The sequence below is a fragment of the Vitiosangium sp. GDMCC 1.1324 genome (genome assembly GCF_003044305.1).
Classification (GTDB): domain Bacteria; phylum Myxococcota; class Myxococcia; order Myxococcales; family Myxococcaceae; genus Archangium.
Genome location: NZ_PZOX01000022.1, coordinates 109,457 through 134,412 on the forward strand (window position 1 = coordinate 109,457; position 24,956 = coordinate 134,412).

Consider the following 24,956-nt stretch of genomic DNA (forward strand, 5'->3'; position numbering starts at 1 on the left):
AGCTACAGGCCAGTAGCAGAGGGTCAATTTTTCGCCCCGGCCCCACCCTCGCCCGGAGGGAGCTCAGGGCGAGGGCACGGCACCCGGAGGAGGCGCACTCGTGGGCTGCGGGGCTGTCGTCGCCGTGTTGGGAGAGGACACCAGGCCCGGCACCGTGGACGTGCTCGGAGCCGCCGCCGACGCCGGGGTGCCAGGCAACGTGGCGGAGATGGGCTGCGAGTTGAGCGGCGGCGGCGAGGCGACGAGCGGCACCGCGGGCTGCCCGTTGAGCGGCAGCGGGTTGGACACGAGCGGCACGGGCGGCTGGGAGTTGAGGGGCGCCGGAGTGGAAACGAGCGGCACGGCGGGCGTCGCCACCTGCGCGGGGCTCGGCGTGCGCACCAGCCCGGACGTCACCCGCGTGCCACCGAAGGCGAGCTCCGGCCCGGCCACTCCGGGCACCAGCGGCACCACGGAGAAGGTGCCCCGGGTGGACAGCGACGTGGACTGCGGAGCGGCCGTCAATGGCACGAACCCGCCCGCCGTGGCCGGGCTGGGGTTCGTCACCCGCGCGGGGTTCTGGAAGGCATCCGGGACGACGGGCGACGTCGGAGTGGTGGGAAGCTGCTCCCCGAGCTGACCGACCGGCGCGGGCTCGCTCGCGCTGAGCGCGACGCGTCCCTCGTTGTTCTGGGTCAGGAAGGCATCCGGGACGATGGGTGTGGTCGTCAAGCCGGGCGTCTGCACCGCGGGCTGGGTGCCGGTCTGCGTGGAGATCGCCACCCGGCCCGGGTTCAGGAAGGGCTCGGTCACCCCGCCCAACTGACTGGCGGGTCCCGGCAGGGTCGTATCCGCCTGGGGTGCCACCTGCTCCGTCTTCACCGGGTCCGACAGACCATCCGTGGCCACGGGAGTGGCTTCAGCCTGCACGCCCCCCACGGTCGTGGGAGTGGTTGTAGGCGTGGTCGAGGGAGGGGTCGTGGGAGTGGTCGTGGCCGTTCCCACCGGCGTGCCCGCCTGGCCGGCGCCCCCTACCGCCTGCTGGACCGCCGCGGTGTTGGGAACGGCGCCCAGCGAGGCCCCATCCGGCACCGGAGAGGCCGGGGGCGCCACCCCCGCGTAGACCCCCGCCGTGGGCACCACCGCGACCGAGGGCACCTCCACCCCCGCCACGGTGATGGCCACGTCGTCGAAGTCGAACTGGATGAAGCCGCGCGGCTCGAGTTCGCGAGGCAGGTTCCACACCAGCACGTCCAGCTCGGTGTCCCCCGGACGAGCCACCGGCAACACCCGGAAGGTGTCGTCATCCGCGTGCGCCCCCCACGCCAGCGCGGCGGCGTGGATGACGGCCGAGTCCGTGAGCAGCTCCCCGTTGCGCCAGACGCGGCCCACGCCCCAAACGGCCGCCGCCGCCCGCTCGCGCGACATGTTGGAGAAGCCGAGCGGTGCACCCCCATGCAGGTCCTGGTTCAGCACCACCCCGCCCGCGATGGCCTGGGCTGGAGGGGAGACCGACCCGGGCGGGAAGCCCGCCTGATCCAGCTCCACCCGGTACAAAACCCCCGCGAGCTCGAACGTGGCCACCAGGCGCCCGACGTCACCGTACGTCGCCCGGGGGTCCGCGATGCGATCCTGCACGGACAGCTCGGCCGAGCCGCGTCCCCGCTCGAAGAGGTCCGTGAAGGGCACCGGGCCCTGTGTGAAGAACCCGACGTTTCCCACCGTCCGCGCGGTGGCCTCGGGACCATCGAAGGTGAAACCGACCGGACCGGCCGCGAGCAGCCCGGTGAGCACGAAGCTGGAGAGAATCCCCGCCATCGACGCTGCCTCCTCCCGGAGAGGGTAGGCAGCGGAGGCGCCGGATGACGGCTTGAAGCAACTGGGCGGGCAGGGGCCCGCTCCAGCCGCCTAGATGAGACCGCGAGCGCGGCGGATCTGCTCCACCGTCTTGTTGTACTCGATGTCGAAGGCGCTGGTGCCCTCCTGCAGATGCTTCAGGCGGGAGCGAGCCTCCTTGTCGATCTCCTCGTCCACGTCCAGGTGCTTCTTCATCACCCCGTGGATCTTCTGCCGCAGGATGTTATCGGCGGCGTAGACCTCCTCGACGTTCCGGCTGATGAGGAGGAACTCGATCATCTGGTTGATGACGTATTCGATTCCCTCGTCGCCCATCTTGAAGCCGCGAACGTCGGCCATCTCACGCTTGACCTGATTGAACTTGGAGTAGTCATAGCCGCGCCGCTCCAGAGCCTCGCGCGTGGCCTGATTCACCCGCTCCTCGTTCGCCAGGTACTCTCGCATGATGGCGGACAGGTCCATCTCGGCGTCAGCCACGCGCATCGGCTCCACCTCGATATCCCCGTCCTGCATCAGCCTCTGGACGACCTCCCGGGAGATGATCGGGATCACCTTTGGATAGAGCCTCATGTCGGTCCCTCGCCCCTTGAAGACGTCTCGACTGGACCAGTTCGCTATAAATCAGCGCGGAGCCCAGCCGCAATGAAAAACCCCAGGAACATCGCGGATTCAGCGGCTTTTGCCGACCCGCTTTCGAGCGGAAATTAATCACGGCGAGCCGGGTGGCGACCCTTCTTCTGACTTTTCGTCCACCAGGGCACCCGCATCCGCCAGGGAGGCTTCCCGGATGGGATCCTCTGGGTCGTCCTCGGGATGACCGTGGAGCGCCGCGTGGACCCGCTCGGCCAGTGTGGGTCCGAGCACCTCGGCGAGCTCCTCGATGGTGGCCTCGCGCACCTTCTTGAGCGAGCCGAAGTGGCGCAGGAGCGTCTTCTTGCGCACCTCCCCCACTCCCGGAATCTCCTCCAGGACGGAGTGGAAGTTGCCCTTGCGCATGCTCTTCTGTTGGAAGGTGATCGCGAAGCGGTGGGCCTCATCGCGCAGGCGGGTGAGCAGGTAGAGCTCCGCCGAGTTCTGCCGCAGGACGATGGGATCCTTGCGGTGGGGGATGAAGACGCGCTCGGGGCTGCGGGCGCTCTCCTCGTCGCGGTCGTGGACATCCAGGTCCCGGCTCTTGGCCAGGGAGATGATGTCCACCCCTTCCACGCCCAGGTCCTTGGCGGCGGCGAGCGCGCTGGCGAGCTGTCCCTTGCCGCCGTCGATGACCAGCAGATCGGGCAGGTCCCCATCCTCCTGGCCGCGCTTGAGCCTGCGGGTGATGATCTCATGCATGCTGGCGAAATCGTCCTGCTTCTCCAGCGTCTTGACGTGGTAGCGGCGGTAGCGCGACTTGTCGATCTCCCCGTCGGTGGCGGCCACCTGCGAGGCGACGATGCTGGAGCCCTGGAAGTGCGAGATGTCGAAGCACTCCATGCGGCGCGGCAGGTGGCGCAGGTGGAGCCGCTCCTGGAGCCGGCGCAGCACCCCTTCCGTCTCGTCCTTGGTGCGGCGGCGCTCGAGCACGGCCTGCTCGGCGTTCTTGCGCGCCATGTCCACCAGGTCGCGCTTCTCACCGCGCTTGGGCACCATCACGCGGACCTTCTCGTCCTTGCGCTCGGAGAGCAGCGCCTCCAGGCCCTCGCGTTCCTCGATGTCCAACGGGAGCAGGACCTCCTCCGGCACGAAGTTGCCCTGGTCGTAGTAGAGGTTGACGAAGGACGGGAGCAGTTCCTCGTCGGGGAACTCCTGGCTGCCCAACGGGAAGGCCTGGCCGCCGTTGAGCCGGCCCTGGCGCACGTAGAGGACGTAGACGAGTAGCCGGTCTCCCTCGCGGTGGAAGGCGAAGACGTCCTGGTCCTTGAAGTCGGTGGTGGCCACCTTCTGGCGCTCGAGGCTGCGCTCGATGGCGAGCAACTGGTCGCGGATGCGCGCGGCCTCCTCGAACTTGAGCTCGCCCGAGGCCTGCTTCATGCGGGCGCGCAGCCCTTCCACCAGCTCTCCCGCCCTGCCCTCGAGGAAGAGGACCACTTCGTCCACGCTCTTGCGGTACGCCTCCTCGGGAACGGGGTAGACGCAGGGCGCGGGGCAGCGGCCGATCTGATGCAGCAGACAGGGCCGCTTGCGGTTGGCGAGCACGTGGTCCGTGCAGGTGCGCAGGTGGAAGTAGCGGTTGATGATGCGCAGCGTCTCGCGGATGGCGCTCGCGCTGGAGTACGGGCCGAAGTAGCGCGCACCGTCCTTCTGGTACTTCCGGACCACCTCCAGCCGCGGATAGGGCTGGGTCCGGTCGAGCCGCAGCGAGATGTACTGCTTGTCGTCCTTGAGGAGGACGTTGAAGCGCGGCTTGTGCTTCTTGATGAGCTCGTTCTCGAGGAGGAGCGCTTCCTTCTCGTTGTGGACGAGCACCGTCTCGATGTCGCCGAGGAACTGGTCCAACAGCGACACGAAGGCGCGCGTGTCTCCGGTGCGGGTGAAGTACGAGCGCACCCGGTTGCGCAGATTGACCGCCTTGCCCACGTAGATGATGTCGCCCCGGCGGTCCTTCATCAGGTACACGCCGGGCTCGGTGGGGAGGGCGTCCAGCTTCGCTTCGAGCTTCGCGTCCATACGGGGCTAGCGGCTCCTCCTCGGCCCAATGCCCGTCTTGCCGTGAGGCGGGCCACTCCCACCCCCGCCGCCGCCCTTGCCTCGTGACGGGGCTCCGCGCTTGCCGCGAGGACCGGGCGTCCCGGGCTTCTTCTCATCCGCTGCCTTGGCCGGGGCCTTGAGCAGCGAACGGCTGGGCGGCTTGAGCCCCAGCTCCATGTCCTTGAGCAGCAGGATGCGGTCGCGGATCTCCGCGGCCTTCTCGAACTGCATCTCGTCGGCGTAGTGCTGCATGTCCTTGGTGAACTCGCCGATGAGGCGCTTGATCTCCTTGGGCTCCAGCACGTCGCTGGCCGAGTCGGCGGCCATGGGCAGCGCGGACGGATCCGCGTCGTACAGGTGCTCGGACAGGTCGAGGATGTTGCTCTTCACCGCCTTGGGCGTGATCCCGTGCTGCTCGTTGAAGGCGCGCTGCACCTCACGGCGACGGTTGGTCTCCTCGATGGCCAGCTTCATCGAGTCCGTCATGCCCTCCGCGTACATGATGACGCGGCCATTGAGGTTGCGCGCGGCGCGGCCGATGGTCTGGATGAGGGACACGTGGCTGCGCAGGAAGCCCTCCTTGTCCGCGTCGAAGATGGCCACCAGGGACACCTCGGGGATGTCGAGGCCCTCGCGCAGCAGGTTGATGCCCACCAGCACGTCGAACTCGCCCTTGCGCAGGTCGCGGATGATGGCGGTGCGCTCGATGGCACCGATGTCCGAGTGCAGGTAGCGCACCTTCACGCCCACGTCGGCGAGGTACTCGGTGAGGTCCTCCGCCATGCGCTTGGTGAGGGTGGTGACGAGCACGCGCTCGTTCTTCGCCACGCGCTTGCGCACCTCCTCCAGCACATCGTCCACCTGGTTGCGCGCCGGCCGCACCTCCACCTCGGGGTCCGTCAGGCCCGTGGGGCGGATGATCTGCTCCACCACCACGCCCTTGGACTTCTGCAGCTCGTACTCGGCGGGAGTGGCGGAGACGAAGATGGCCTGCTGCACCATGTCCTCGAACTCGGTGAACTTGAGCGGGCGGTTGTCCAGGGCGCTGGGCAGACGGAAGCCGTGCCCCACCAGCGTCTCCTTGCGCGAACGGTCACCGCGATACATGGCCCCCACCTGGGGCACCGTCTGGTGACTCTCGTCGATGAGCACCAGCATGTTGCGCGGGAAGTAGTCCAGCAGGCACGGCGGGGCCTCGCCGGGCATCCGGCCCGAGAAGTGCCGCGAGTAGTTCTCGATGCCGTTGCAGTAACCCACCTGCTCGATCATCTCGAGGTCGTACAGCGTGCGCTGCTCCAGCCGCTGGGCCTCGAGCAGCTTGCCCTCGTTCTTGAACTGCTGGAGGCGCTCGGTCAGCTCGTCGCGGATGGTCTCCAGGGCCCGCTTGCGCGTGTCCACCTCGGTGACGTAGTGGCTCGCGGGGAAGATGACGACCTTCTCCAGTGCGCCCAGCGTCGTGCCGCGCAGCGGATCGAACTCGGTGATCTTCTCCACCTCGTCGCCGAAGAAGCTCACGCGCACGGCGCGCTCCTCCTCGTAGGCGGGGAACACTTCCACGGTGTCGCCTCGGGCCCGAAAGGTGCCGCGGTGGAAGTCGAGGTCGTTGCGATCGTACTGGCTCTCCACCAGCTTGCGGATGAAGCTGTCTCGGCCCAGCTCGGCGCCCACGTCCACGCGCACGGCCATGTCCACGTACGAGCGCGCTGTACCGAGGCCGTAGATGCAGGACACGCTGGCCACGATGAGCACGTCATCACGCGTGCGCAGCGAGTGCGTGGCCGAGTGACGCATCCGCTCGATCTCATCGTTCACCGAGGAGTCCTTCTCGATGAACGTGTCCGTCGTGGGGATGTAGGCCTCGGGCTGGTAGTAGTCGAAGTAGGAGACGAAGTACTCGACGGCGTTGTTTGGGAAGAGCGACTTGTACTCACCGTAGAGCTGGGCGGCGAGCGTCTTGTTGTGCGCGATGAGCAGCGTGGGCCGCTTCACGTTGGCGATGATGTTCGCCATGGTGAACGTCTTGCCCGAACCCGTGACGCCGAGCAGCGTCTGGTACCGGTCTCCCCGCAGCAGTCCCTCGGTGAGCTCACCGATGGCGCGCGGTTGGTCGCCCTGGGGCTTGTAGTCGCTGACGATCTGGAACTCAGGCATGGCCCAGGGATTTAACACCTGGAGTACGGGGATGCCGGGTTCAAAATCATCCGCCTGCCCGGGAAATGACGGAGCGCGCGCTACCTCGCCCCCTCGGACTTCAGGGCCTCGAGCGCCCGGAGGCGGGGGGCCTCGAATTCGTCCCCCTTGTTCCAGCGGGGCAGCTCCTGGGTCCGGGCCACGTTGGCGCCGAGCAGGAAGAAGAGCCGCACGTCCTCCACCGCGCCGGAGAAGTCCCAGTCCGGGCCCAGCTCGTCCGAGGGCTGATGGTAGTGCTGGGCCTCCCACCGCTCCCGGCGCTCCTTGCCCCAACCCGGCGGCCGGCCAATGAAGTCCATGCCACTGCTGAAGTAGGCGGCGGGGATGCCGAGCTTCGCGAAGTTGAACTGGTCCGAGCGGTAGAAGAACCCCCGGTCCGGCAACTGGTCCGCCCTCACCATGCGCCCCTGCGCCTGCACCAGCGCGGTCAGCGGCTTGTCCAGCGAGGACTTGCCCAACCCGATGACCGTCACGTCCCGCGTGCGCCCGTGGATGTTGAGCCCGTCGATGTTGATGTTGGCCGCCACGCGCCCCGGATGTACCGGCAGGTGCTCGGCCAGGTATTGCGAACCCAACAGCCCCTGCTCCTCGGCCGCCACCGCCGCGAAGAGGATGGAGCGCGGCGGCGCCTTCGGCAGCGCGGCGAAGGCCTTCGCCACGTCGAGCATCGCCGCTACACCGGACGCGTTGTCCACCGCTCCGTTGTAGATGGCATCCTCGCCCGGCTTCGCGTCCGCCTTCATACCCAGGTGATCATGGTGCGCCGTGTAGAGCACCACCTCGCGGGACAGCCTCGGGTCGCTCCCCGGCAACAGGCCCAGCACGTTCGCCGTGGGCCGGCGGCGCACCTGGTTGGCGAAGCGTGTGGACACCTTCACGCCCAGTTCCACCGGCTGGAAGTCGCGCTTCTGTGCCGCCGCTCGCAACGTGTCCAGGTCCGCTCCCGTGAGCCGCAGCACCCGGCGCGTGGCCTCTTCCGTCGTCCAGCCCTTCACCTGCAGGCGCGGCACCTCGCCCGAGGCCGGCAGCTCGAGCTGCTCGCCCGACCAGGACGTCTGCACCACCTGCCACGGGTAGCCCGCGCTCTGCGTGGTGTGGATGATGATCGCCCCCGCCGCTCCCTCCTTCGCGGCCTGGTCGTACTTGTAGTCCCACCGGCCGTACCAGAGCCGTGCCTTGCCTCCGAAGAGCGCCGGGTCGTCCTCCGGATCGTTGTTCAGGATGAGGAGCGTCTTGCCCCTCAGGTCTACTCCCTTGAAGTCGTCCCACCCGTACTCGGGCGCCTGGATGCCGTAGCCCACGAAGACCAGCTCCGAGTCCTGGAGCCGGGCCTCCGGAGTCTGCACGCCCGAGTACGCGATGAAGTCGTCATGGTACTGGAGCTGCGTGCGGCCCGAGGCGCTGACGAAGGACAGCGTCTCCGGGTGGCCCGTCATGCCCACCAGCTCGAAGGGCTGCAGGTAGCTCCCGTCCGGCAACACGGGCCTCAGGCCGAGGAGCTGGAACTGCGTCGCGATGTACTGCTGGGCCAGTGCATCGCCACGGGTGCCAGGACCCCGGCCCTCCAGCAGATCCGAGGACAGGAAGCCGATATGGGCCCGGAGGTCCCCGGCGTCGATGGTCCGGGAAGCGGTCTTTTCCATCGGCGTCGTGAGCTGCGCCCGGGCGGCGAGCGGCAGGACTAGCAAGGGAGCGAGGAATACCAACGATCGCTTCATGTCGGGTGAGCCCTAACATGACCTGCCCGGTATCGCAGGGGGGATCTTCACTCGGAAGGTTGGACGGTAGACCCTCGAGCTGGAGAAGGCCGAGAAAAGACAGAGAAGGGCCGAGGCGAGCACGCGTCCTCCTCGACGAAGGAGTAGGGTTTTCGGGATGATCGCGGTCGCTACCCTCGTCACGGTCGTGATTGCCACCAACGGGACGCCTCTCACCTTCGAGCAGGCACTCTCGCTCGCGGACCGGCAGAGCCCCGAGCTCATCGCCGATCAACTCGGCACGGCCATCTCGAAAGCGGAGGTCCAGACCGCGGGCGCCCTGCCCAACCCCCTGGCCACCGTGAGCTATGGCCCGGATGAGCCCTACCTCTTCGGCGGCATCGAGCAGCGGCTCCCGATCTTCGGCCAGCGAGGCACGGCCATCGCCGCCGCCGAGGCGGACGTGCGCGCCTCCGAGGCGAAGGTGACCTGGACGAGGCAGCGCGTGCGGGCGCAGGTCCGGCGCCTCTATTTCGCGCTCGCGGCGGCCCAGGCCCAGGCCCAGGTTGGTGTGCGGCTGGCCGAGCTCGCGAAGCTGGTGGCGGACGGGACGAAACAGCGCTTCGACGTGGGGACCGCCTCCGAGCTGGATGCACGACAGGCGGCGCTCGAGCACGAGCGCGCCACGCAGGAGGCCGTCGACCGGGAGACGCAGGTACGGGAGGCCCAGGTCGCGCTGGCCCAGCACCTCGGCCTCGCGAGGGGGACGGACCTGGTCGCAGCGGACCCGCTCACGATCCAGCCCCCCTCCCCTTCCCTGCTCGCCGAGACGCCACCCGCGTCCCACCCGGAAGCCGTCACGGCGCGGCTCGAGCGTGAAGCGGCCCTGGCGCGTGCAACACGTGAGCGGGTCGCCGTCGTGCCGGTCCCCGGCGTGGCCGTCGAGCTCCAGCAGCCGACGTCCAGCTTTCCGAGGGTGGGCGTCCGCGTGACCGTCAACACGGACCTGCCACTCCTGTCGTGGAACCGCGGCCCCATCCACCGCGCCGAGGCGGAAGCGGCCCAGTTCGCTGCGCAGGAGCAGGCGACGGTGGCCCGGGTGGAGTCCGCTCGGGCGGCGGCGCGGGCCCGACTGGAGGCGGCACAGCGCAAGGCCCTGCTCTACCGCGATCGGCTGCTGCCCGAGGCGCGCCGGGTGGAGGAGCTCGCGCGGTTCGCGTACTCGGTGGGCAAGACGCCCCTCGCGTCCGTGCTGCAGGCACAATCCGGGCTCGCCAACGATGAATCGCAAGCCATCGCCGCGATCCTCCAGTTCCAAGAGGCCATCGCGGACCTGGAGGAGTTGTCGCCGTGAGCCGTCATTTCGCCCTCGCTGTCCTCGCCGTCACGCTCTGCCACGCCCTGCTCGCCTGCCAGAAGCCCGCCGAGGAGACCCAGCCACCACCGCTCCCCGTGAAGGTGACGCCGGTCGTGAAGAGGGATCTCACGCCGAAGGTGGAGATCACCGGCACGCTGGAAGCCGTGCCGGGGAATGACGTGAAGCTCGCGCCGCTCGCCCAGGGCCGGCTCGTGAGCGTCCCGGTCGCGGAAGGAGATGCGGTGAAGGAGGGACAGGTGGTCGCGGCGATCGACCCCGCGCCACTCCGGGATGCGCTCGCGCAGGCCCAGGCGGCGGTCACCGATGCCGAGGCGGCGGTCCGTAACGACGCGGAGAAGCTCCACCGCGCCGAAATGCTCGTCAACGCGGGGGTGAGTGCCCGGCAGGATGCGGACGACGCACGAGCCCAGCTCGCGGCATCACAGGCAAAGCTCAAGACGGCGCAGGCGAGCGAGTCCATCGCCCGGCGGGAGGTGGCGCGCGCGGAGCTCCGAGCTCCGTTCAACGGCGTCGTCGCGCACGTCTTCGCCGCGCCGGGCGAGAGCGTGGATCCATCGAAGCCGGTCGTGGAGGTGGCGAGAATCGAGCAGCTGGAGCTGCGGGCGAACATCCCAGCCGCTTCGCTCGCGCGCCTGTCCAAGGGTCAGCGCGCGGAGCTCCTCGTCGAAGGCGCGGACCCGGTGCCCGGTGAGGTGTTCGCGTTGTCCCCCTCGGTGGATCCAGTCACGGGCGCTGGCGTCGTGCGGATCCGGGTCACGAACCCGGGCACACTTCGCCTCGGGCAGCTCGCGCTGGCCAGAGTGGCCCTGGCGGTGCACCCAGGCGTTCCGGCCGTTCCGGCGTCGGCGCTCATCCGGTCGGATGTGACGGAGAATGGCAAAGCCACTTCGCGGGCTGCCGTCACCACCGTCACGAAGGAAGGCAAGACGGAGAACGTCCCGGTCGAGCTCGGCGCCAGCGATGGCGAGTTCGTGGAGCTCCGCGCGGGGCCGCCGGTCGGCCAGCTCGTGGTCGCGGGAGGTGGCTATGCCATTCCCGACGGCACGACCGTCAGCTTCGACGGTGGGACGGAGCCAACCCCATGAGAGCAGCGGAGTTCGCGCTCCGCCACGGGCGCGGCATCGTCTTCCTGTGCGTCTTCGCCTGCCTGGTGGGCGCGTACGTCACCGGCTCCATTCCCAAGGGTGTGTACCCGGAGCTGACCTTCGCGCGTGAGCAGGTGGTGGCCGCGCTTCCGGGCGCTTCCGCGCAGATCGTCGAGACGAACGTCACCCGCAGGCTCGAGGAGGCGCTCATCTCCGTCCCAGGTGTGGAGCGGGTCCGGAGCCGGACCATCCGCGGCGCGGCGGAGGTCTCGCTCTTCTTCGCCGAAGGCACGGACATGGCACAGGCGCATCCGCTCGTGCTCTCGCGGCTCGCCGAGGCGCGCTCGACGCTGCCGCCGGACGCCGAGGTCATCGCCGAGCGCGTGCTGCCCTCCGGGTTTCCCATCCTCTCGTTCAACGTGGAGGGCCCCTACCCGCCCCAACGCCTCTATGAGATCGCCCAGTATTCGTTGCGCCCCGCGCTCTCCGGGCTCCCCGGCGTCGGGCTCGTCACGGTGCAATCGTCGGACATCCCGGAGACCCAGGTGCTGCTGGAGCCGGCGCGGCTCGAGGCGGCGCATCTCAGCCTCCAGACGGTGGGCCAGAAAATCGCGGCGGCCAACACGGTGCGGACGGTGGCGCGGCTCGAGGATGGGCATGAGCTGGTGCTCGGCACGGTCACCGGCGCGCTCCTGAACCCGGAGGACATCGCCAACGTCGTCGTCGGGGGCACGGAGACGGCGCCCTTGCGCGTCTCCGACCTGGGCACCGTGCGCGAGGGCGTGGAGCCGGCGCGCTCGAAGATCCGCGTGGATGGCAAGCCGGGCGCCATCGTGAACGTCGCGCGGAGGCTCGGCGGAGACATCCTCACCCTGAACGCCGAAGCGCTCGACACGGTCGAACGGCTCAAGCCCTCGCTGCCCCCGGGTGTCGAGGTGAAGCCCGTCTACGAGCAGGCCGAATTCGTGCACGAGGCGGTGAACAGCGTCCGCGACTCGGTGCTGTTCGGAGCCCTGCTCGTCGTCGTCATTCTCGCGCTGTTCCTCAAGAACTGGCGTGCCACCCTGCTCGCCGCACTCGCGCTGCCGCTCACCCTGGGCATCTCACTGCTCGCGTTGAAGGCGCTCGGCCAGACCCTGAACCTGATGACACTGGGCGGGCTCGCGGTCGCCATCGGGCTCATCATCGATGACGCGGTGGTGGTCATCGAGGCAGTGCACAAGCACCAGGAAGCGGGGATGCCGCCGGACGAGTCCGCACGGCGCGGAACCGATGAGCTCTTCTGGCCCATCGTCGGCACCACCCTGACGACGGTGGTCGTCTTCCTTCCGCTCGGGCTGCTCTCCGGAGTCCCCGGGCAGTTCTTCGTGGCGCTCTCCATCGCCCTTGCCTCCGCGGTGCTCATCTCGCTCGTCATCGCGCTCACGGTGCTGCCGGTGCTCGCCGCGCGCTTCCTCCGGCCGATCCAGCGGAAGACCGAGCCTCCCGCGTTCGTGCGCCGCTACGAGCGGCTGCTCGAGTTCGTGCTCCGGCACCGCGCGCTCGCGCTCGGGATCACCGCGCTGACCGTGGTGGTCGGAGCGTTTCTGCTCACGCAGGTGGAGACGGGCTTCCTGCCGGAGTCCGACGAGGGCTCGTTCGTGCTCGACTACTTCGCTCCGGTGGGCGCGTCGCTGGATGAGGCGGACCGGCTCGCCTCCCAGATCGAGCACATCATCACCGAGAGTCCAGAAGTCCAGAGCTTCTCGAGGCGCCTCGGCGCGGAGCTCGGACCCGCCACCGCGACGCTCAGCTCGAGAGGCGACATCGCGGTGAGGCTCAAGCGCCAGCGCAGCCGCGACATCGAAGAGGTCATGGATGAGCAGCGCGAGAAGATCGCCGCACAGGTTCCCGGGGTCCGTGTGGAGTTCATCCAGGTGCTCGCTGACGTGCTTGGAGATCTCGAAGGTGCGCCGGAGCCCATCGAGGTGAAGATCTACGGTCCGGACCCCGCCGTGCTCCTGTCGCTCGCGGCGGATGCGAGCGAACGGCTCTCGAAGGTGAACGGGCTCGTGGACATGTTCAACGGCGACCCGGGCTGCGCCCCCGAGCGCTCGCTGCACGTCTCGCCACTCGCCTCGGGCCGGGCCGGGCTCACGACGTCGGATGTGGCGGATCAACTCGGCGGTGGCTTCCTCGGCGACGTCCCCACGCAGCTCCGCAAACCGGACCACCTCCAGAACCTGCGCGTCCGCTTCGCCGTCCCAGACAATCCGCCGCTCGGCGCCTTCGACAACGCGCGCGTGGTGGCGCCCGCGGGGGCTGGCGTCCCCGTGGCCGCGCTCGGCCGGTTCGAGGACAGCTGTCTTCCCGCCGAGCTCCTGCGCGACAACCAGCGCAACATGGTGCACATCACGGGGCGCATCTCCGGCGCGAGCCTGGGTCAGGTGGCCACGGACGTGCGCGGCGTGCTCGCCTCGTTCCAGGTGCCCACCGGCTACAGCGTCGAGCTCGCGGGGCAGGCGAACCGCCAGTCCGAGACGTTCCGCTCGCTGCTTCTCGTGCTCATCATCGCGCTCGTCGCGGTCATGGCGGTGCTGCTCTTCCAGCTCCGCTCCTTCACCCGGTCGCTCGCGGTGCTCGCGGCCACGCCCATCGCGCTCGCGGGCGGTGTGGCGACGCTCTTCGTCACCAGAGTGCCGCTGAACCTCTCGTCGCTGATGGGCGCCATCCTGCTGGTCGGGCTCGTGGTGAAGAACGGCATCCTGATGCTGGACCACGTGATCGCCGCAGAGGAGCGCGGCGTCACCGGGGTGGACGCCATCCACGAAGCCGCACGCGAGCGCCTCCGGCCGATCCTCATGACCACCGTGGCTACCCTGGTGGCGCTCATCCCGCTCGCGCTCGGGCTGGGCGCGGGCTCCGAGATGCACCGGCCGCTCGCGATCTTCGTGCTCGGGGGTCTCGCGTTCTCCACGAGCGCCACGCTGCTGCTGCTTCCCCTGCTCCTCTCGGGAGGGAGGCATCGGCCCCCGCCGCCAGCGGCACCGGCCAACCCGCTCCCTCAAGGCTGAACGCTCGACGCGCCCTCACGGCACCTCGAGTGTTCCCCTCATCTGCGCTTCACGCCGAGGGCGCTCAGGCGCCCGGAGCCTTCGCATCTGGCGGCGGAGCCACCTTCCACACCGTGCCTCCCGCCGTGTCCATGCTCTCCACCCCGAGCCCCTTGAGCTCCTCGCGCAGCCGATCCGCCTCTGCGAAGTTCTTCGCCTTGCGTGCATCCGCTCGGGCCTGGAGCAACTGCTCCACCTTCGCCACGTCGATGCCCCGCTCCTTCACGGCGCGATCCCGCCGGCGCAGCAGCCACTGCGAGGGCTCGTCCTCGAACAGGCCCAGCACCCCCGACACCTTGCGCACGTCCGCGCGCAGCGCCTGGAGCGTCCGCCCCACCTGTGCCTTGTCCTTCACCGGCGGCTTATCCGTCAGCTCGTTCATCAGCCCGAACAGGCCCGACAGCGCCCCCAGCGCTCCCGCCGAGTTGAAGTCGTCATCCATCTGCGACTCGAACTCGGAGAGGAACTTCGCCGGCTCGCCGTACAGCGCGCCCTTGCCGAAGTCCTTCCCGCCCACGCGCTCGTCCACCTTGCGCAGCGTTTCGTAGAAGTACTCCATGCGCTGCTCCGCGTCCGCCAGCCCCTTGTCCGAGAAGCCCAGCGGGTGCCGGTAGTGCGTCGACAGGAAGAAGAAGCGCAGCGCCTCCGCGTCCACCTTCTCCAGCGCGTCCCTCAGCCGCACCACGTTCCCGAGCGACTTGGACATCTTCGCCCCCTCGAGATCGAGGAAGCCGCAGTGCATCCAGTAGCGCGCGAACGTCTTCCCGCTCGCCGCCTCGCTCTGGGCGATCTCGTTCTCGTGGTGCGGGAAGATGAGGTCCAACGCCCCGCCGTGGATGTCGAAGGTCTCTCCGAGGAACTTCGCGCTCATGGCCGAGCACTCGATGTGCCAGCCCGGCCGCCCCTTGCCCCAGGGGCTGTCCCACGAGGGCTCACCCGGCTTGGCCGCCTTCCACAGCGCGAAGTCCAGCGGCTCGTGCTTCTGCTCGCCCGGCTGCACCCGCTCGCCCGCGCACAGGTCGTCCAGGTTGCGCTTGGACAGCTTCGCGTACTCCGGGTACTGCCTCACCGAGAAGTACACGTCCCCCTTCGACTCGTACGCCACCCCCTTGGCCACCAGCGTCTCGGTGATGCGGATGATCTCCGGGATGTTGCCGCTCACCTTCGGAGACACGTCCGGCTCGACCAGGTGCAGCGCCCGCGCGTCCTCCTCGAAGATCTTCACGAAGCGCGCCGCCAACTCCACCGGCTGCTCGCCCGTCTCGTGGGCGGCCTTGATGATCTTGTCGTCCACATCCGTGTAGTTGCGCACGTACTTCACGTCGAACCCGCGATAGCGCAGGTAGCGCACCACCACGTCGAACGAGGTGAACGTCCGTGCGTTGCCGATGTGGACGTAGCTGTAGACCGTCGGGCCGCAGACGTAGACCCCCAGCTTGCCCGGCACTGCCGGTTGCAGGGTCTCTTTCTGCATCGTCATCGTGTTGAAGAGGCGAATCGATGCTGCGGCCACGTGCTCGAACCTCCGCGGGTCGGATCCGGGGTTGGAAAGCCGGACTCTAGGACTTCCCCACGCATCGGACCACAAATGCCTGACAATGTGAGACAACTCTGACGTCCCGTTGGCACTCCGAGCCGCCGAAAAACGACTATCCTCCGCCTCGCCTGCCCGCCCCCCATCTCCGTCGGCCGACGAATCTGGGAGAATGCCCCCTCATGAGTCCTCCCAATCCCAAGCGCCCGCCCCGCTCGCCCCGCCCTCCGGGGGACACGGCGTCGCGCCCGGAGCCGGAGGTGGAACTCCCCTTCGACGATGACGAGGTGGCCCCGCTCCAGGCGGATGACCCCCGCCCCCAGCGCGTTCCCCAGTACCCCGCCGGCCCTCGCCGCCGCCCCCGCCGGGGCCCCGGTGGCTCCCCGCGCGAACCGCGTGATCGCGAGCTGCCCGCCCGCTTCGACTCTGGCGAGTACGAGGACCCCGGCCACTCCCCCGCCTTCCTCTACGTCGAGCGCGGCCCCGGTGCCGGCCAGCTGCTCCCCATCAAGCAGGGCGTGCTCGTGCTCGGCCGCGCCTCCACGTCCGATCTGCGGCTGCAGCACCCCTCCATCAGCCGCCGCCACGCCCAGCTCACCCGCCGCGGCGACCGCCTCAGCCTGAAGGACCTCGGTAGTCAGAACGGCACCTACATCAACCGCGCCCGCCTCACCTCCGAGCTCGACATCCGCTCCGGAGATGAGATCGCCCTGGGCAACGCGCTCCTCCGGGTACGAGGGCCCGGTGCCGCGCCCACGCGCCCTCGCTCCGCCGCCAGCCAGACCGTGGCGTCGCTCCGGGTGGGCATGAGCACCCGGCGGATCGTGCTGCTCGCCGCCGCCACCGGCTCCCTGGTGGCCGTGTTCCTCACGCTCGCCGCGGTGCGGCTCATCCGCCCCCGGACCGAGCCGAGCCATCCCGTGGAGGATGTCGAGGTCCTCACCGTGGCCGAGGCGCCTCCAGAGGTCTCCCCCGGCGCGACGAGCGACGAGGTCGTGCGCGCCGAGTCCCCGTCCGGCGTGGAGAAGGCCCCTGCGCCCGGGCCGACCGCACCCGCGACTCCGGGGAGCAAGGTGCGGAGCGCCTCTGGAACGCATGCGCTCAGTGCCCAGGCCATCGCCGGGTCTGGAAGTCCGAAGCGCCAGGAGGCCGGTGTCCGGGCGAAGGTGGGCGCTGGCTCCGGGAAGGCCGCGGCCACGAAGCCCGCTCCGGCCGAGGACGCCCAGGTTCCGGATGCGGAGGCCGAAGCCGAGGCCCTCGCCCGCTATGAGTCCGGGAATGTCGAGTCGGCGCTCGCCGTGGCCCGGCGTGCGCACCTGGAGAACCTGAGCGCCACGCTCGCGCGCTTCCAGAACGAGTGGAGCGCTGGCAATGCCGCCCTGGCCGCCCGGGACTCGGCGTCCGCCATCCAGCACCTCACGGTGGCGCTCGAGCTCGACCAGCAGCTCTCCAAGGGCTGGGGCACCTTCGCGCCGCGGATCCGCAAGGCCCTGGAGCAGGCGTATCTGCAGGCCGACGGCAAGCAGCAGAGCGCGCGCTAGGCGGGGAGAACCCTCAAGGGACGCCCCACATCAACCGGCCCCTTTCGCCCGTGTCCCCCACATCCTGCCATCGGGGACTCAACCGCAGGGAGCGCTGGGCTCCAGCGGATAGCTCCACCTCCTCCGCATGCAGCAGGAGCCGGCCGCGGCGCTCGCGCCACGCCAGCAGCGTGTAGGGCCCTGGCGCCAACCACCGGAAGGTGAAGGTGTCCGGGTGTCCATACTCGTGGTCGTACGGGTGGCTCCGCAGGAGCAGCACGCGCAGCGCGGCCACCGAGCCGGGCCGCGGCCAGCGTCCTGGCACCAGTCGCACCACATCCTTCTCCTCGTCTGCGTCCTCCTCGGGGACCTGGACGTCCAGCACACCTCCCCGCGACTCCGACTCGAAGTTCAGCTCCACCACCCCGCTCTCCGGCACCTCCACGTCACGAGGCAGGTAGACGGTGGCCTCGGGATAGGAGGGGGACTCGGCCCGCGCCACGTAGCGCCCCGGCTCGATGCCCCGCCGCGAGTACCACCCATCCCTCACGTCGATGGCGTGCACCAGGTCGCCCCCTGGCGTGTACAGCACCACCTTGCCGTAGCGCACGGGCTGCGAGGCGGCATGAACCTGGCCCTGGAGCAGGGCGCCCGCGCGCAGCGTCACCGTCACCTCCCGTTGCCCGGGCTCCAGCGGCACGTACGCCGCCAGGTACTCCTCGTGCTGCACCTCGAGCACCAGCGGCCGGGACTCCACCGAGGGCAGGAGCAGCGACCCGTCCCGCCCCGTGGCCTCCTCCACTCCCATGAAGAAGCGCCGTCCCTCCTCCTCCCTCCACAGCCGCACCCCAGCCCTGGCCACCGGGCCCCCGCCCTCCGCATCCACCACCCGAACCCGCACCGGCCGGCCCTCCTGCAGCACCACGTCACCCAACTCCACGTCCCGCCCCGGCTCCATCACCGCCCGGCGCACGGTGGACGCCAGGCCCGGTGCGCCGAAGGTGAGCTCGAGCGGACCGGTATTCGCCACCGGTACGGCGAAGGTGCCGTCCTCGCTTCGGAGAGACAGGTTGTTGAGGGTGAAGGTGGTGAGCGGCTCGCCGCCCTGGCGTATCACGCGGCCCCGGAGGAGACCCCGGTAGGCCAGCACCAGCCGCACCGGCGCGCGGCTCCCTACCGCCACACGCACGCCCTGCTCGTGCCCCTCGCCCGCGAGCTGGCCGCCCATGGCCGCGGCGTCCAGCACGTACCCGGGTTTGACGGCGGACAGCCGGTAGGGCTGCGCCAGCAGATGGCGCAGCACGAAGCGCCCATCCTGCCCCGAGAGCACCGGCCGCCCCTCCTTGCCTTGCCACTCGTTGCGCAGCCGCTGCGAGTACCAGCGGACCAGCGGCGACTCGCTTCGGACCTGTGCCCGCCAGGAGCCCAACACCTCGTCCGGCACGGCGAGCACCGCGGCGCCCGCCACCGGCAGCCCCTTCCCATCCACCACCACGCCCTCGAGCCGCTGACCCTCCTCGAACCGCAGCCGTACCAGGCGCCGCTCCCGCTCGCGCAGCTCCACCCGTTGCCACGCCATGCGGAAGGGCTCTCCGGGCGGGGATGAGGCGCTGACCCTGTAGCGACCTCCTCTCACGCCCCCGAGTACCGCCCGCCCCCGCTCGTCTGTCCTCGTCGGGATGTCGCGAGGGCCAAAGCCCAACCTCCCCTCGTCCACCACCAGCAGACATTCGGCGCCAGCCACTGGCCGGTCCTGCTCATCCACCACCTGCACCTCCACGGCGGCGCTGGTGGGCAGCACCACCTTCAGCTCGCGCGCGGGGGCCGTCACCTCCAGCTCGCGGTAGAGGTAGTCCCGGTGGCTGGCGATGAGCCGCCAGGGGCCTGGGCCCGGCGCGTCCAGCACGAAGAGCCCGGACTCGTCGCTGTTCTCCTCGGCCACGGTGCCGAAATCCTCATCATCGTCTCCGTCTTCGTTCGGTTCCTGGGAGATCAACCGGAGCCGAGACCGGGGCACGGGCTGGCCCACCTCGTTCACCACCTGGCCCTCGACGAGCAGGGCCGGGGTGAGCACCGCGTCCAACGAGCCCGAGGTGGCCACCGCATGCGCGGAGACGCGATGGGAGAGATAGTGCGGCTTGCGGAAGGAGACGTCGTAGAGGCCGGGAGGCAGGGGGCCGAGCTGGTAGCGGCCCTCGGCATCCGTGGTGGCAGAGACGGGCCTGTCCAGCGAGCTCAAGGCGTTGGCGCGCAGCAGGACGTTCACGGCCTCCAGTGGCTGCCCCTGCTCATCCGTGACGAGGCCACCCAGCCAGAGTGAGCCTCCATCCGCCTGGGTCGCGGAGGAAACAGCGCCGGCCCCGGCCGGAGCATCCCCTGCCTTCCCCTCCAGGGTGGAACCGGTTGCGGCGGAGCGCCGCACGAAGCGGGCCCCGAAGCCGCTGGCGTCGGAACCGTTCGACCACCACCAACCCGCCAGCCCCAAGAGAACGAGGACGAAGCAAGCCAGCAGGCCAGACAGCCAGAGGGAGCGGGGTGCACGAGGAGGAGGGGAGGACATGGATGGCTTCGAGCAGCGGAAAAGGCGTGTTCAGCGACGCGGTCTTCGGAGGCCTCGGATCAGCAGCGCGGCGTTCGCCAGGATGAAGGCCGTCAGCAGCAGCGCCACGAACAGCACGCCCTTGTCCCCTCCGGGCCGCTCCCCTTCCACGACGATCCACAGCCGCCCGTCCCTGGGCTGCACCTCGCCCATGTCCCGGAGCAGCTTGAAGCCCTCCCGGTAGCGCTCCGCGTCCTCCTCCACCAGCAGCCGTCCCCTCACGCCGAACGGACGCTGATCCGGTTGCCGCGGGGGCCTCCCCGGAGACCACTCCTCTCCCGGCAGCGCCCCGCGGCGCACCAGGAAGGGCGACTCTCGCAGCCCCACCACCACATAGAGGGCCTCGCCCTCGCGCCCGTAGGCTCCTCGTGAAGTGGGGATTCCGTGCAACTGCACGTAGCGGTTGGATTCCAGCAGCTCGTACCGGTAGGCCCCCTCCGCCCCCAGCGTCAGCGGCGTCCCCGGCGAGAAGAAGTACGCCAGGTCCTTCCACAACATCCCCAACAGCACCCCGCCCACCACCATGGCCAGCACGGCCACGGGGGCCTTCACTCCCACGCCGCGCCGGTGGATCCGCGCCTCCAACTGCGCGATGCGCTCGTCCCGCTCCTGCTGCAGCTCCTCCGACTCGCTGGACATGAAAAAACCCCGGTCCCCACTTTCTGGGAACCGGGGCTTTCTACCTCCACCCGATGGGGATCAGGCGAGGTTGAAGATCTTCTTGAGGTCCGACTCGATCTCTTCCTCGGAGCAGTCCTTGGCCAGCGACAGCTCCTTGATGAGCAGCGAGCGCGCGGTATCCAGCATCTTGCGCTCACCGAACGACAGATCCTTGTCTCCCTTCAGCAGATAGAGGTCGCGCAGAACCTCGGCGATCTCGAACACGGAGCCCGTCTTGATCTTCTCCATGTACTCCCGGTACCGCCGATTCCACGTCGTGGAGTCGACCGAGATGTCCTTCTCCTTCAGGATGGAGTAGACCTGCTTGACGTCCTCCTCACTGATGATCTCCCGGAGGCCGACCGAGCCCACCTTGTTGATTGGGATCATGATCCGCATCCCATTCTCCAGGATGCGCAGCACATAGAAGGACTGGCGCTGCCCGGCGACCTCGGTGTGCTCAATCCCCATCACCTCGCCCACACCCTGCCCGGGGTACACCGCCTTATCGCCGGTCTTGAAGCTCGTCTGCACTCGTTACCGCCTCCTTGGGATGGCTTGGCTCGACTCGACACCCGGCCTCGGAAAGCGGACCACGAGTACCACAATCCACTCCTTCCAGCAACATTGAAGCCTTGACCCGCCCGGAAATTCCAGACTAGCCTGCATGCCTTTGTGTGTGTGCGCTCGCTCGGTAGGGCGGTGCACCACGACGGGACGGATCGGGTTGGTGGAGGGGGTGGAGGGTGGGCCGTTACTCGTGGCGCGATCTGACCGCGCGTCCTTTGTTCTTCCCCGCTTTGAGCTTGATGCTCGGCGCGGGATTGGCACTCCAAACGAACGTCGTCGGCGGATTATTCCAGCTTATGGCGGCGTGTGCCGTGGGTGTTGCCGCCCTGGGGCTTGCCCGCCTGCCTGGTTCTCATCTGGGCGTGCTGCTGTGTCTGGGGCTGAGCGGCGCGGGGCTGGCCAGCCTGGAGGCCGGAGCGGATGTACCGGACACCCTCCCTCTCGAGGAGGGAGGCACGGCGGTGCTGGAGGGCGAGGTGGAACGCGTGGATCGCTTCGAGGACTCCACCCGACTCCTGATGGCGGTGGCCCGCGTGGGCCGTGGAGCTGGAAGCCCCGCTCGCTTCCACACGAGTCTCTACGCCCATGGAGAGTCCCCCTCGCTGCTGCCCGGACAACGCATCCGCGTGGAGGCCCGGCTCAAGCCGCTCGAGTCCGCTTCGAATCCCGGAGAAAAGGACTTCTCCGCAACCCGGCGGCGGCAGGGGCTCGCCTTCACGGGCAGCTTCCAGACCTCCCGGATGCTGGTGCTGTCCCCACCCCCTCGCTGGCGCCAGGAGCTGGTGCGCACACAGGAAGGGCTCTCCGAGGCGGTGCGCGCCGTCGCCCCCTCGGCCGATGCGGCGGCTCTCTTTCTCACACTGGCCGCCGGACAGCGCGCCGCGCTCGATGATGACCTGGAGGAGGACTTCTCCCGGAGTGGACTCGCGCACGTACTCAGCGTGAGTGGTCTGCACGTGGCGGCGCTCGCGCTCATGACGTTGGCCCTGATGCGCCGGCTGATCGTCCGGGCCGGGGCGCGGCTGCAAAGCCTGCGGCGCGTGGATGCCCGGCGCCTGGCGGCCCCCGCCTCCGTGCCCTTTGTCTGGGCCTATGTCGTGTTCACCGGCAACCAGCCGCCCGCGGTGCGCTCGGCGGTGATGGCCACCATGGTGTTGATGGGGCTCGCCCTCTGGCGGCGGGCCGATGGGCTCAACAGCCTCGCCGCCGCCGCCGCGATCCTCGTCGCCTGGGCACCTTCCAGTGTCGTGGATCTGTCGCTGCAGCTCTCCTTCCTCGCCGTCTTCAGCCTGCTGCTGCTCACCCCCACCCTGCGCGAGGCGATTCCCCTCCCGCCTCCCGACCCGCGCGAGTCCCACCGGCTCAAGCGTCTGTTCGCGAACACCCGGGAGACGGTGCTGGAGACGTTCTGCGCGAGCGCCGCGGTGACGATGGCCAGCCTGCCCCTGGTGGCGGGCACCTTCGGCCGGGCGAGCCTCGCGGGGCTCGTCTCCAACATCGTCTGCATGCCCCTGTGCGGACTGCTCACCGGCTTCGCCGCGGGCGGCGCGGCCCTCTATGTCGTGGCGCCCGTGCTGGCCACTCCGCTGCTCTGGGGCGGAGCGTGGGCCTCGCAGGTGCTCCTGTGGCTCACCCGCTTCTTCGCGCACGTGCCGCTGGCCACGATGGACCTGCCCTCCTTCGGCCTCACGGCCTCCCTGCTCTACGCGGCGGGGCTCGCGTGCTGGGCCCTGGGCGAGCGGCACTGGCGCCTCGGGGGGCTGCTGGCTCCCGTGGGCCTGGCGCTCGTCTTCCTCGTGCCACGGCTCGTCCCCGAGCCCGGCCTGCGCATCACCTTCCTCTCCGTGGGCCAGGGGGACTCGGTGGTGCTGAGCTCGCGGGGGCACCATGTCCTCATCGATGGCGGCGGCGTCCCTGGCGGCGCGGACCCGGGGCTCCGGGTCGTCGTCCCCTTCCTGCGTGCCTCACGCATCGAACGGCTGGACCTGGCCGTCCTCTCCCATCCCCACCCGGACCACGCGCTCGGGCTCATCTCCGCGCTGGGGCAGGTGCCCACCTCGCGGCTCTGGCTCTCCGCGGGCAGCGCGGACGGGCCCCTGTCCCAACAGCTCATCGCCGCGGCCACCGGAGCGCAGGTGGAGGAAGTGCAGCTCGGACATCCCTCCTACCCGCTGGGTGACGCGACCCTGGAGGTGCTCGGGCCCCCCGTGGATCGCGAGCTGATGGAGGGCGTGAACGACAAGAGCGTGGTGCTGCTCGTGCGCCACGGTGATGTCACCGTGCTCCTGCCCGGCGATGTGGAGGAAGAGGGCGAAGCCGCGCTCCTCGCGAGTGGACGGCTCGGGCCGGTGTCGGTGATGAAGGCACCGCACCACGGCTCGCGCACCTCGTCCACGGAGGAGCTCCTCGAGCGGCTCCGCCCCCGCTTCGTCGTCTTCTGCGTGGGCCGCCGCAACCGCTTCGGCTTCCCCCATCCGGAGGTGGAAGCGCGCTACCGCACCTTCGGCACCGAGTGTCTCCGCACGGACGTGCACGGTGCTGTCACCCTGGAGAGTGATGGGCACGACGTCCGCCTGAGGACCTTCCTGCCATCCGAGCCCCCGGTGTCCACCGCTCTGGTTGCCCCGGTCGCCACCCATCACCAGCCTTGAGGTGATGATCTCCGACGACCTGGACCTGCGACAGCTCACCGTCGACTTGAAGCACATGCTCGCCCCGGGTGAGCCCGTGGGCTACCTGCGCGGCAAGGCGCTCATGCGCAACCTGCTCGTGGAAACGAAGGGCTTCTCCGAGCTGGAAGCCGAGGAGCTCATCGACACGCTCGAGCTGCGCGGCTTCCTGCGCTTCCTGGGAGACCCCACCGAGCGCTCCATCGCGGACGCCCAGTGGGAGATCTCCCCCCACACGTAGCGGCTATCCGAAGACGAGCCAGCCGAAGCGCGGCAGCGCGTGGAAGTCCCCGATGAAGAGCGGCGAGAAGGCCTGGCCTTCCACCCGCTGCCGATCCAGGTGCTCGAGCCGGTAGAGGTTGAAGCGCCAGCGCTCCCCCTTCTTCGGCGGGAGGTTCGGCACCTCGGCGAGCCGGGCGAAGGGAATCTTCATCTCCACCCGCCAGCCCTCGTCGCGGTCCCGCGGATCATCCAGCGTGCCGCGCACCTTCACCGCCGTCGTCATCCCCGAGTCCCAGCTCAGATCCATCCCCTGCCGGCGCGCGGGGAAGTAGGCATCGAAGATGACGTTGTGCGGAGACACCTCCAGCTCGTTGTAGGTGCGTCCGTCCGCGTTGGCGTCCAGGAAGATCTCCACCACCTCCTGCTCGTAGATGGACTCGTCGCGGTTGCGGAACGTGCCCCAGATGTCCGGGTCCTCGACGTCGAACGCGACGTAGAGGTTCTGGTCGTCATAGGCCAGACGCGCCTCGGTGCGCAGCGAGGCCTGACGCCCATCGAAGCTGCCGCGCAGCACCACCGGCGTGGCGTCCTTCCACACCGCGTCATCGAGCTCACCGTCGATGACCGGAGCCTTGGCCGCGCGGCGAAGCGTGTACTCGGGCAATGACGGGAGGGCACCGCCGAGCTGGGGACCCAGCATCCGGTTGTCCCCCCTGTGCGCATTCGGGTCATCCACCGGGAGACGTGCGTCCCCCTGCCAGAAGCCGAGTAGCACCTGGCCGGGCGACGGAGGCATCGGCACCGAGTGCACGTCCTCCACCACCTTGCCCACGGGCCAGGAGCCCAGCGGGGCCGCGCCTCCCGCGAAGGCATGGTCCGCGTTGACCATCATCTGACCGGTGGCGGGGTCCACCACGTGCACGAAGAACTCCCAGCCCTGAGGCACGGAGCGCACGGCCTCGAAGTAGTGCGCGAGCTGCACCGGCTGGCCGGGCGCCGCCACCGGCGGGGAGACGCGCGTCCCGAGGTAGCGCACCGCGCCCCCCGCGAACGTGGCTCCGCTGCGGAAGGTGAGGTCCGCCGGCGCGGCCTCGAGCACGCGGGCCTGGGTGGGAGGAGGCAGGGCCTTGTTGCGAGGCTTCGGGCCCGCCTGCTCGTCGCGGCAGGCGGTGGCGAACAGCGCGAGCATCAGCAGCGTCAGGAGGCGGGAGGCAGGGCGCATCGAGGCCGCGAATCC

At 69.5% G+C, this 24,956-nt stretch carries 16 protein-coding genes; 6 read left to right on the forward strand and 10 right to left on the reverse strand.

Annotated features, from left to right (window positions below; translation table 11 throughout):
* Positions 1–63: 63 nt before the first annotated feature.
* The 5 genes from DAT35_RS44360 to DAT35_RS44380 all read right to left on the reverse strand — a co-directional run bounded on the left by DAT35_RS44360 (position 64) and on the right by DAT35_RS44380 (position 8,411).
* The gene (locus DAT35_RS44360; RefSeq protein WP_199243186.1) at positions 64–1,797 is read right to left on the reverse strand and encodes a hypothetical protein; all 1,734 of its coding nucleotides are present in this window, start codon (positions 1,795–1,797) and stop codon (positions 64–66) included.
* Between the two features lie 90 nt (positions 1,798–1,887).
* Entirely contained in the window at positions 1,888–2,406 is a 519-nt protein-coding gene (locus tag DAT35_RS44365; RefSeq protein WP_108075381.1) for a DUF507 family protein, read from the reverse strand.
* 138 nt (positions 2,407–2,544) lie between these two features.
* Entirely contained in the window at positions 2,545–4,482 is a 1,938-nt protein-coding gene (uvrC, locus tag DAT35_RS44370) for an excinuclease ABC subunit UvrC (RefSeq protein WP_108075382.1), read from the reverse strand.
* 6 nt (positions 4,483–4,488) lie between these two features.
* A complete protein-coding gene (gene uvrB, locus DAT35_RS44375; RefSeq protein ID WP_108075383.1) occupies positions 4,489–6,654 on the reverse strand; it encodes an excinuclease ABC subunit UvrB in 2,166 nt (721 codons plus the stop codon).
* 80 nt (positions 6,655–6,734) lie between these two features.
* Positions 6,735–8,411 (reverse strand): M20/M25/M40 family metallo-hydrolase, encoded by a 1,677-nt coding sequence (locus DAT35_RS44380; protein WP_108075384.1) that lies wholly within the window; start codon positions 8,409–8,411, stop codon positions 6,735–6,737.
* Between the two features lie 157 nt (positions 8,412–8,568).
* On the opposite strand from DAT35_RS44380, the gene DAT35_RS44385 reads away from it, so the two are divergent.
* From DAT35_RS44385 to DAT35_RS44395, 3 genes are read left to right on the forward strand one after another with little or no spacing between them, the layout of a single operon-like run.
* The gene (locus DAT35_RS44385; protein ID WP_108075385.1) at positions 8,569–9,744 is read left to right on the forward strand and encodes a TolC family protein; all 1,176 of its coding nucleotides are present in this window, start codon (positions 8,569–8,571) and stop codon (positions 9,742–9,744) included.
* Positions 9,741–10,853 carry an efflux RND transporter periplasmic adaptor subunit gene (locus DAT35_RS44390; protein ID WP_158502139.1) on the forward strand — a complete coding sequence of 371 codons (1,113 nt, stop codon included), beginning with the start codon at positions 9,741–9,743 and terminating at the stop codon, positions 10,851–10,853. The genes DAT35_RS44385 and DAT35_RS44390 overlap by 4 nt, the downstream gene beginning before the upstream one ends.
* Positions 10,850–13,906: an efflux RND transporter permease subunit gene (locus DAT35_RS44395; protein ID WP_108075387.1), complete on the forward strand. Its 3,057-nt coding sequence runs from the start codon at positions 10,850–10,852 to the stop codon at positions 13,904–13,906. The genes DAT35_RS44390 and DAT35_RS44395 overlap by 4 nt, the downstream gene beginning before the upstream one ends.
* A gap of 64 nt (positions 13,907–13,970) precedes the next feature.
* Here DAT35_RS44395 and cysS read toward each other — a convergent pair whose 3' ends face one another.
* Positions 13,971–15,458, reverse strand: coding sequence for a cysteine--tRNA ligase (cysS, locus tag DAT35_RS44400; RefSeq protein ID WP_108075388.1), 1,488 nt, complete (start codon positions 15,456–15,458; stop codon positions 13,971–13,973).
* 203 nt (positions 15,459–15,661) lie between these two features.
* On the opposite strand from cysS, the gene DAT35_RS44405 reads away from it, so the two are divergent.
* Positions 15,662–17,020 carry an FHA domain-containing protein gene (locus DAT35_RS44405; RefSeq protein ID WP_108075389.1) on the forward strand — a complete coding sequence of 453 codons (1,359 nt, stop codon included), beginning with the start codon at positions 15,662–15,664 and terminating at the stop codon, positions 17,018–17,020.
* A gap of 13 nt (positions 17,021–17,033) precedes the next feature.
* Here the strand turns inward: DAT35_RS44405 and DAT35_RS44410 are convergent, their stop codons facing one another.
* Genes DAT35_RS44410 through DAT35_RS44420 form a run of 3 tightly spaced genes read right to left on the reverse strand, consistent with a single transcriptional unit; the run spans position 17,034 to position 20,792 of the window.
* Positions 17,034–19,559, reverse strand: coding sequence for a carboxypeptidase-like regulatory domain-containing protein (locus tag DAT35_RS44410; protein ID WP_108075390.1), 2,526 nt, complete (start codon positions 19,557–19,559; stop codon positions 17,034–17,036).
* A 30-nt stretch (positions 19,560–19,589) separates the two neighbouring features.
* Complete coding sequence (locus DAT35_RS44415) at positions 19,590–20,237, reverse strand: hypothetical protein (RefSeq protein ID WP_108075391.1); 648 nt, start codon at positions 20,235–20,237, stop codon at positions 19,590–19,592.
* A gap of 60 nt (positions 20,238–20,297) precedes the next feature.
* Entirely contained in the window at positions 20,298–20,792 is a 495-nt protein-coding gene (locus DAT35_RS44420) for a CarD family transcriptional regulator (protein WP_013939202.1), read from the reverse strand.
* 275 nt (positions 20,793–21,067) lie between these two features.
* On the opposite strand from DAT35_RS44420, the gene DAT35_RS44425 reads away from it, so the two are divergent.
* Both DAT35_RS44425 and DAT35_RS44430 read left to right on the forward strand, forming a co-directional pair.
* A complete protein-coding gene (locus tag DAT35_RS44425) occupies positions 21,068–23,479 on the forward strand; it encodes a DNA internalization-related competence protein ComEC/Rec2 (RefSeq protein ID WP_199243193.1) in 2,412 nt (803 codons plus the stop codon).
* Between the two features lie 4 nt (positions 23,480–23,483).
* On the forward strand, positions 23,484–23,738 hold the full coding sequence (locus tag DAT35_RS44430) for a hypothetical protein (RefSeq protein WP_108075393.1): 255 nt from the start codon (positions 23,484–23,486) through the stop codon (positions 23,736–23,738).
* A gap of 3 nt (positions 23,739–23,741) precedes the next feature.
* Here the strand turns inward: DAT35_RS44430 and DAT35_RS44435 are convergent, their stop codons facing one another.
* A complete protein-coding gene (locus DAT35_RS44435; protein ID WP_108075394.1) occupies positions 23,742–24,941 on the reverse strand; it encodes a carbohydrate-binding family 9-like protein in 1,200 nt (399 codons plus the stop codon).
* Positions 24,942–24,956: the final 15 nt, after the last annotated feature.

Excerpts from the sequence above, each read along its gene's own strand:
- DAT35_RS44360 (WP_199243186.1), bottom strand. The coding sequence starts at position 1,797 with ATGGCGGGGATTCTCTCCAGCTTCGTGCTCACCGGGCTGCTCGCGGCC.
- DAT35_RS44415 (WP_108075391.1), bottom strand. The coding sequence starts at position 20,237 with ATGTCCAGCGAGTCGGAGGAGCTGCAGCAGGAGCGGGACGAGCGCATC.
- DAT35_RS44435 (WP_108075394.1), bottom strand. The coding sequence starts at position 24,941 with ATGCGCCCTGCCTCCCGCCTCCTGACGCTGCTGATGCTCGCGCTGTTC.
- DAT35_RS44430 (WP_108075393.1), top strand. The coding sequence starts at position 23,484 with ATGATCTCCGACGACCTGGACCTGCGACAGCTCACCGTCGACTTGAAG.
- DAT35_RS44395 (WP_108075387.1), top strand. The coding sequence starts at position 10,850 with ATGAGAGCAGCGGAGTTCGCGCTCCGCCACGGGCGCGGCATCGTCTTC.
- DAT35_RS44365 (WP_108075381.1), bottom strand. The coding sequence starts at position 2,406 with ATGAGGCTCTATCCAAAGGTGATCCCGATCATCTCCCGGGAGGTCGTC.
- DAT35_RS44385 (WP_108075385.1), top strand. The coding sequence starts at position 8,569 with ATGATCGCGGTCGCTACCCTCGTCACGGTCGTGATTGCCACCAACGGG.
- DAT35_RS44425 (WP_199243193.1), top strand. The coding sequence starts at position 21,068 with ATGCTCGGCGCGGGATTGGCACTCCAAACGAACGTCGTCGGCGGATTA.
- DAT35_RS44380 (WP_108075384.1), bottom strand. The coding sequence starts at position 8,411 with ATGAAGCGATCGTTGGTATTCCTCGCTCCCTTGCTAGTCCTGCCGCTC.
- uvrB (WP_108075383.1), bottom strand. The coding sequence starts at position 6,654 with ATGCCTGAGTTCCAGATCGTCAGCGACTACAAGCCCCAGGGCGACCAA.
- DAT35_RS44410 (WP_108075390.1), bottom strand. The coding sequence starts at position 19,559 with ATGTCCTCCCCTCCTCCTCGTGCACCCCGCTCCCTCTGGCTGTCTGGC.
- uvrC (WP_108075382.1), bottom strand. The coding sequence starts at position 4,482 with ATGGACGCGAAGCTCGAAGCGAAGCTGGACGCCCTCCCCACCGAGCCC.
- DAT35_RS44405 (WP_108075389.1), top strand. The coding sequence starts at position 15,662 with ATGAGTCCTCCCAATCCCAAGCGCCCGCCCCGCTCGCCCCGCCCTCCG.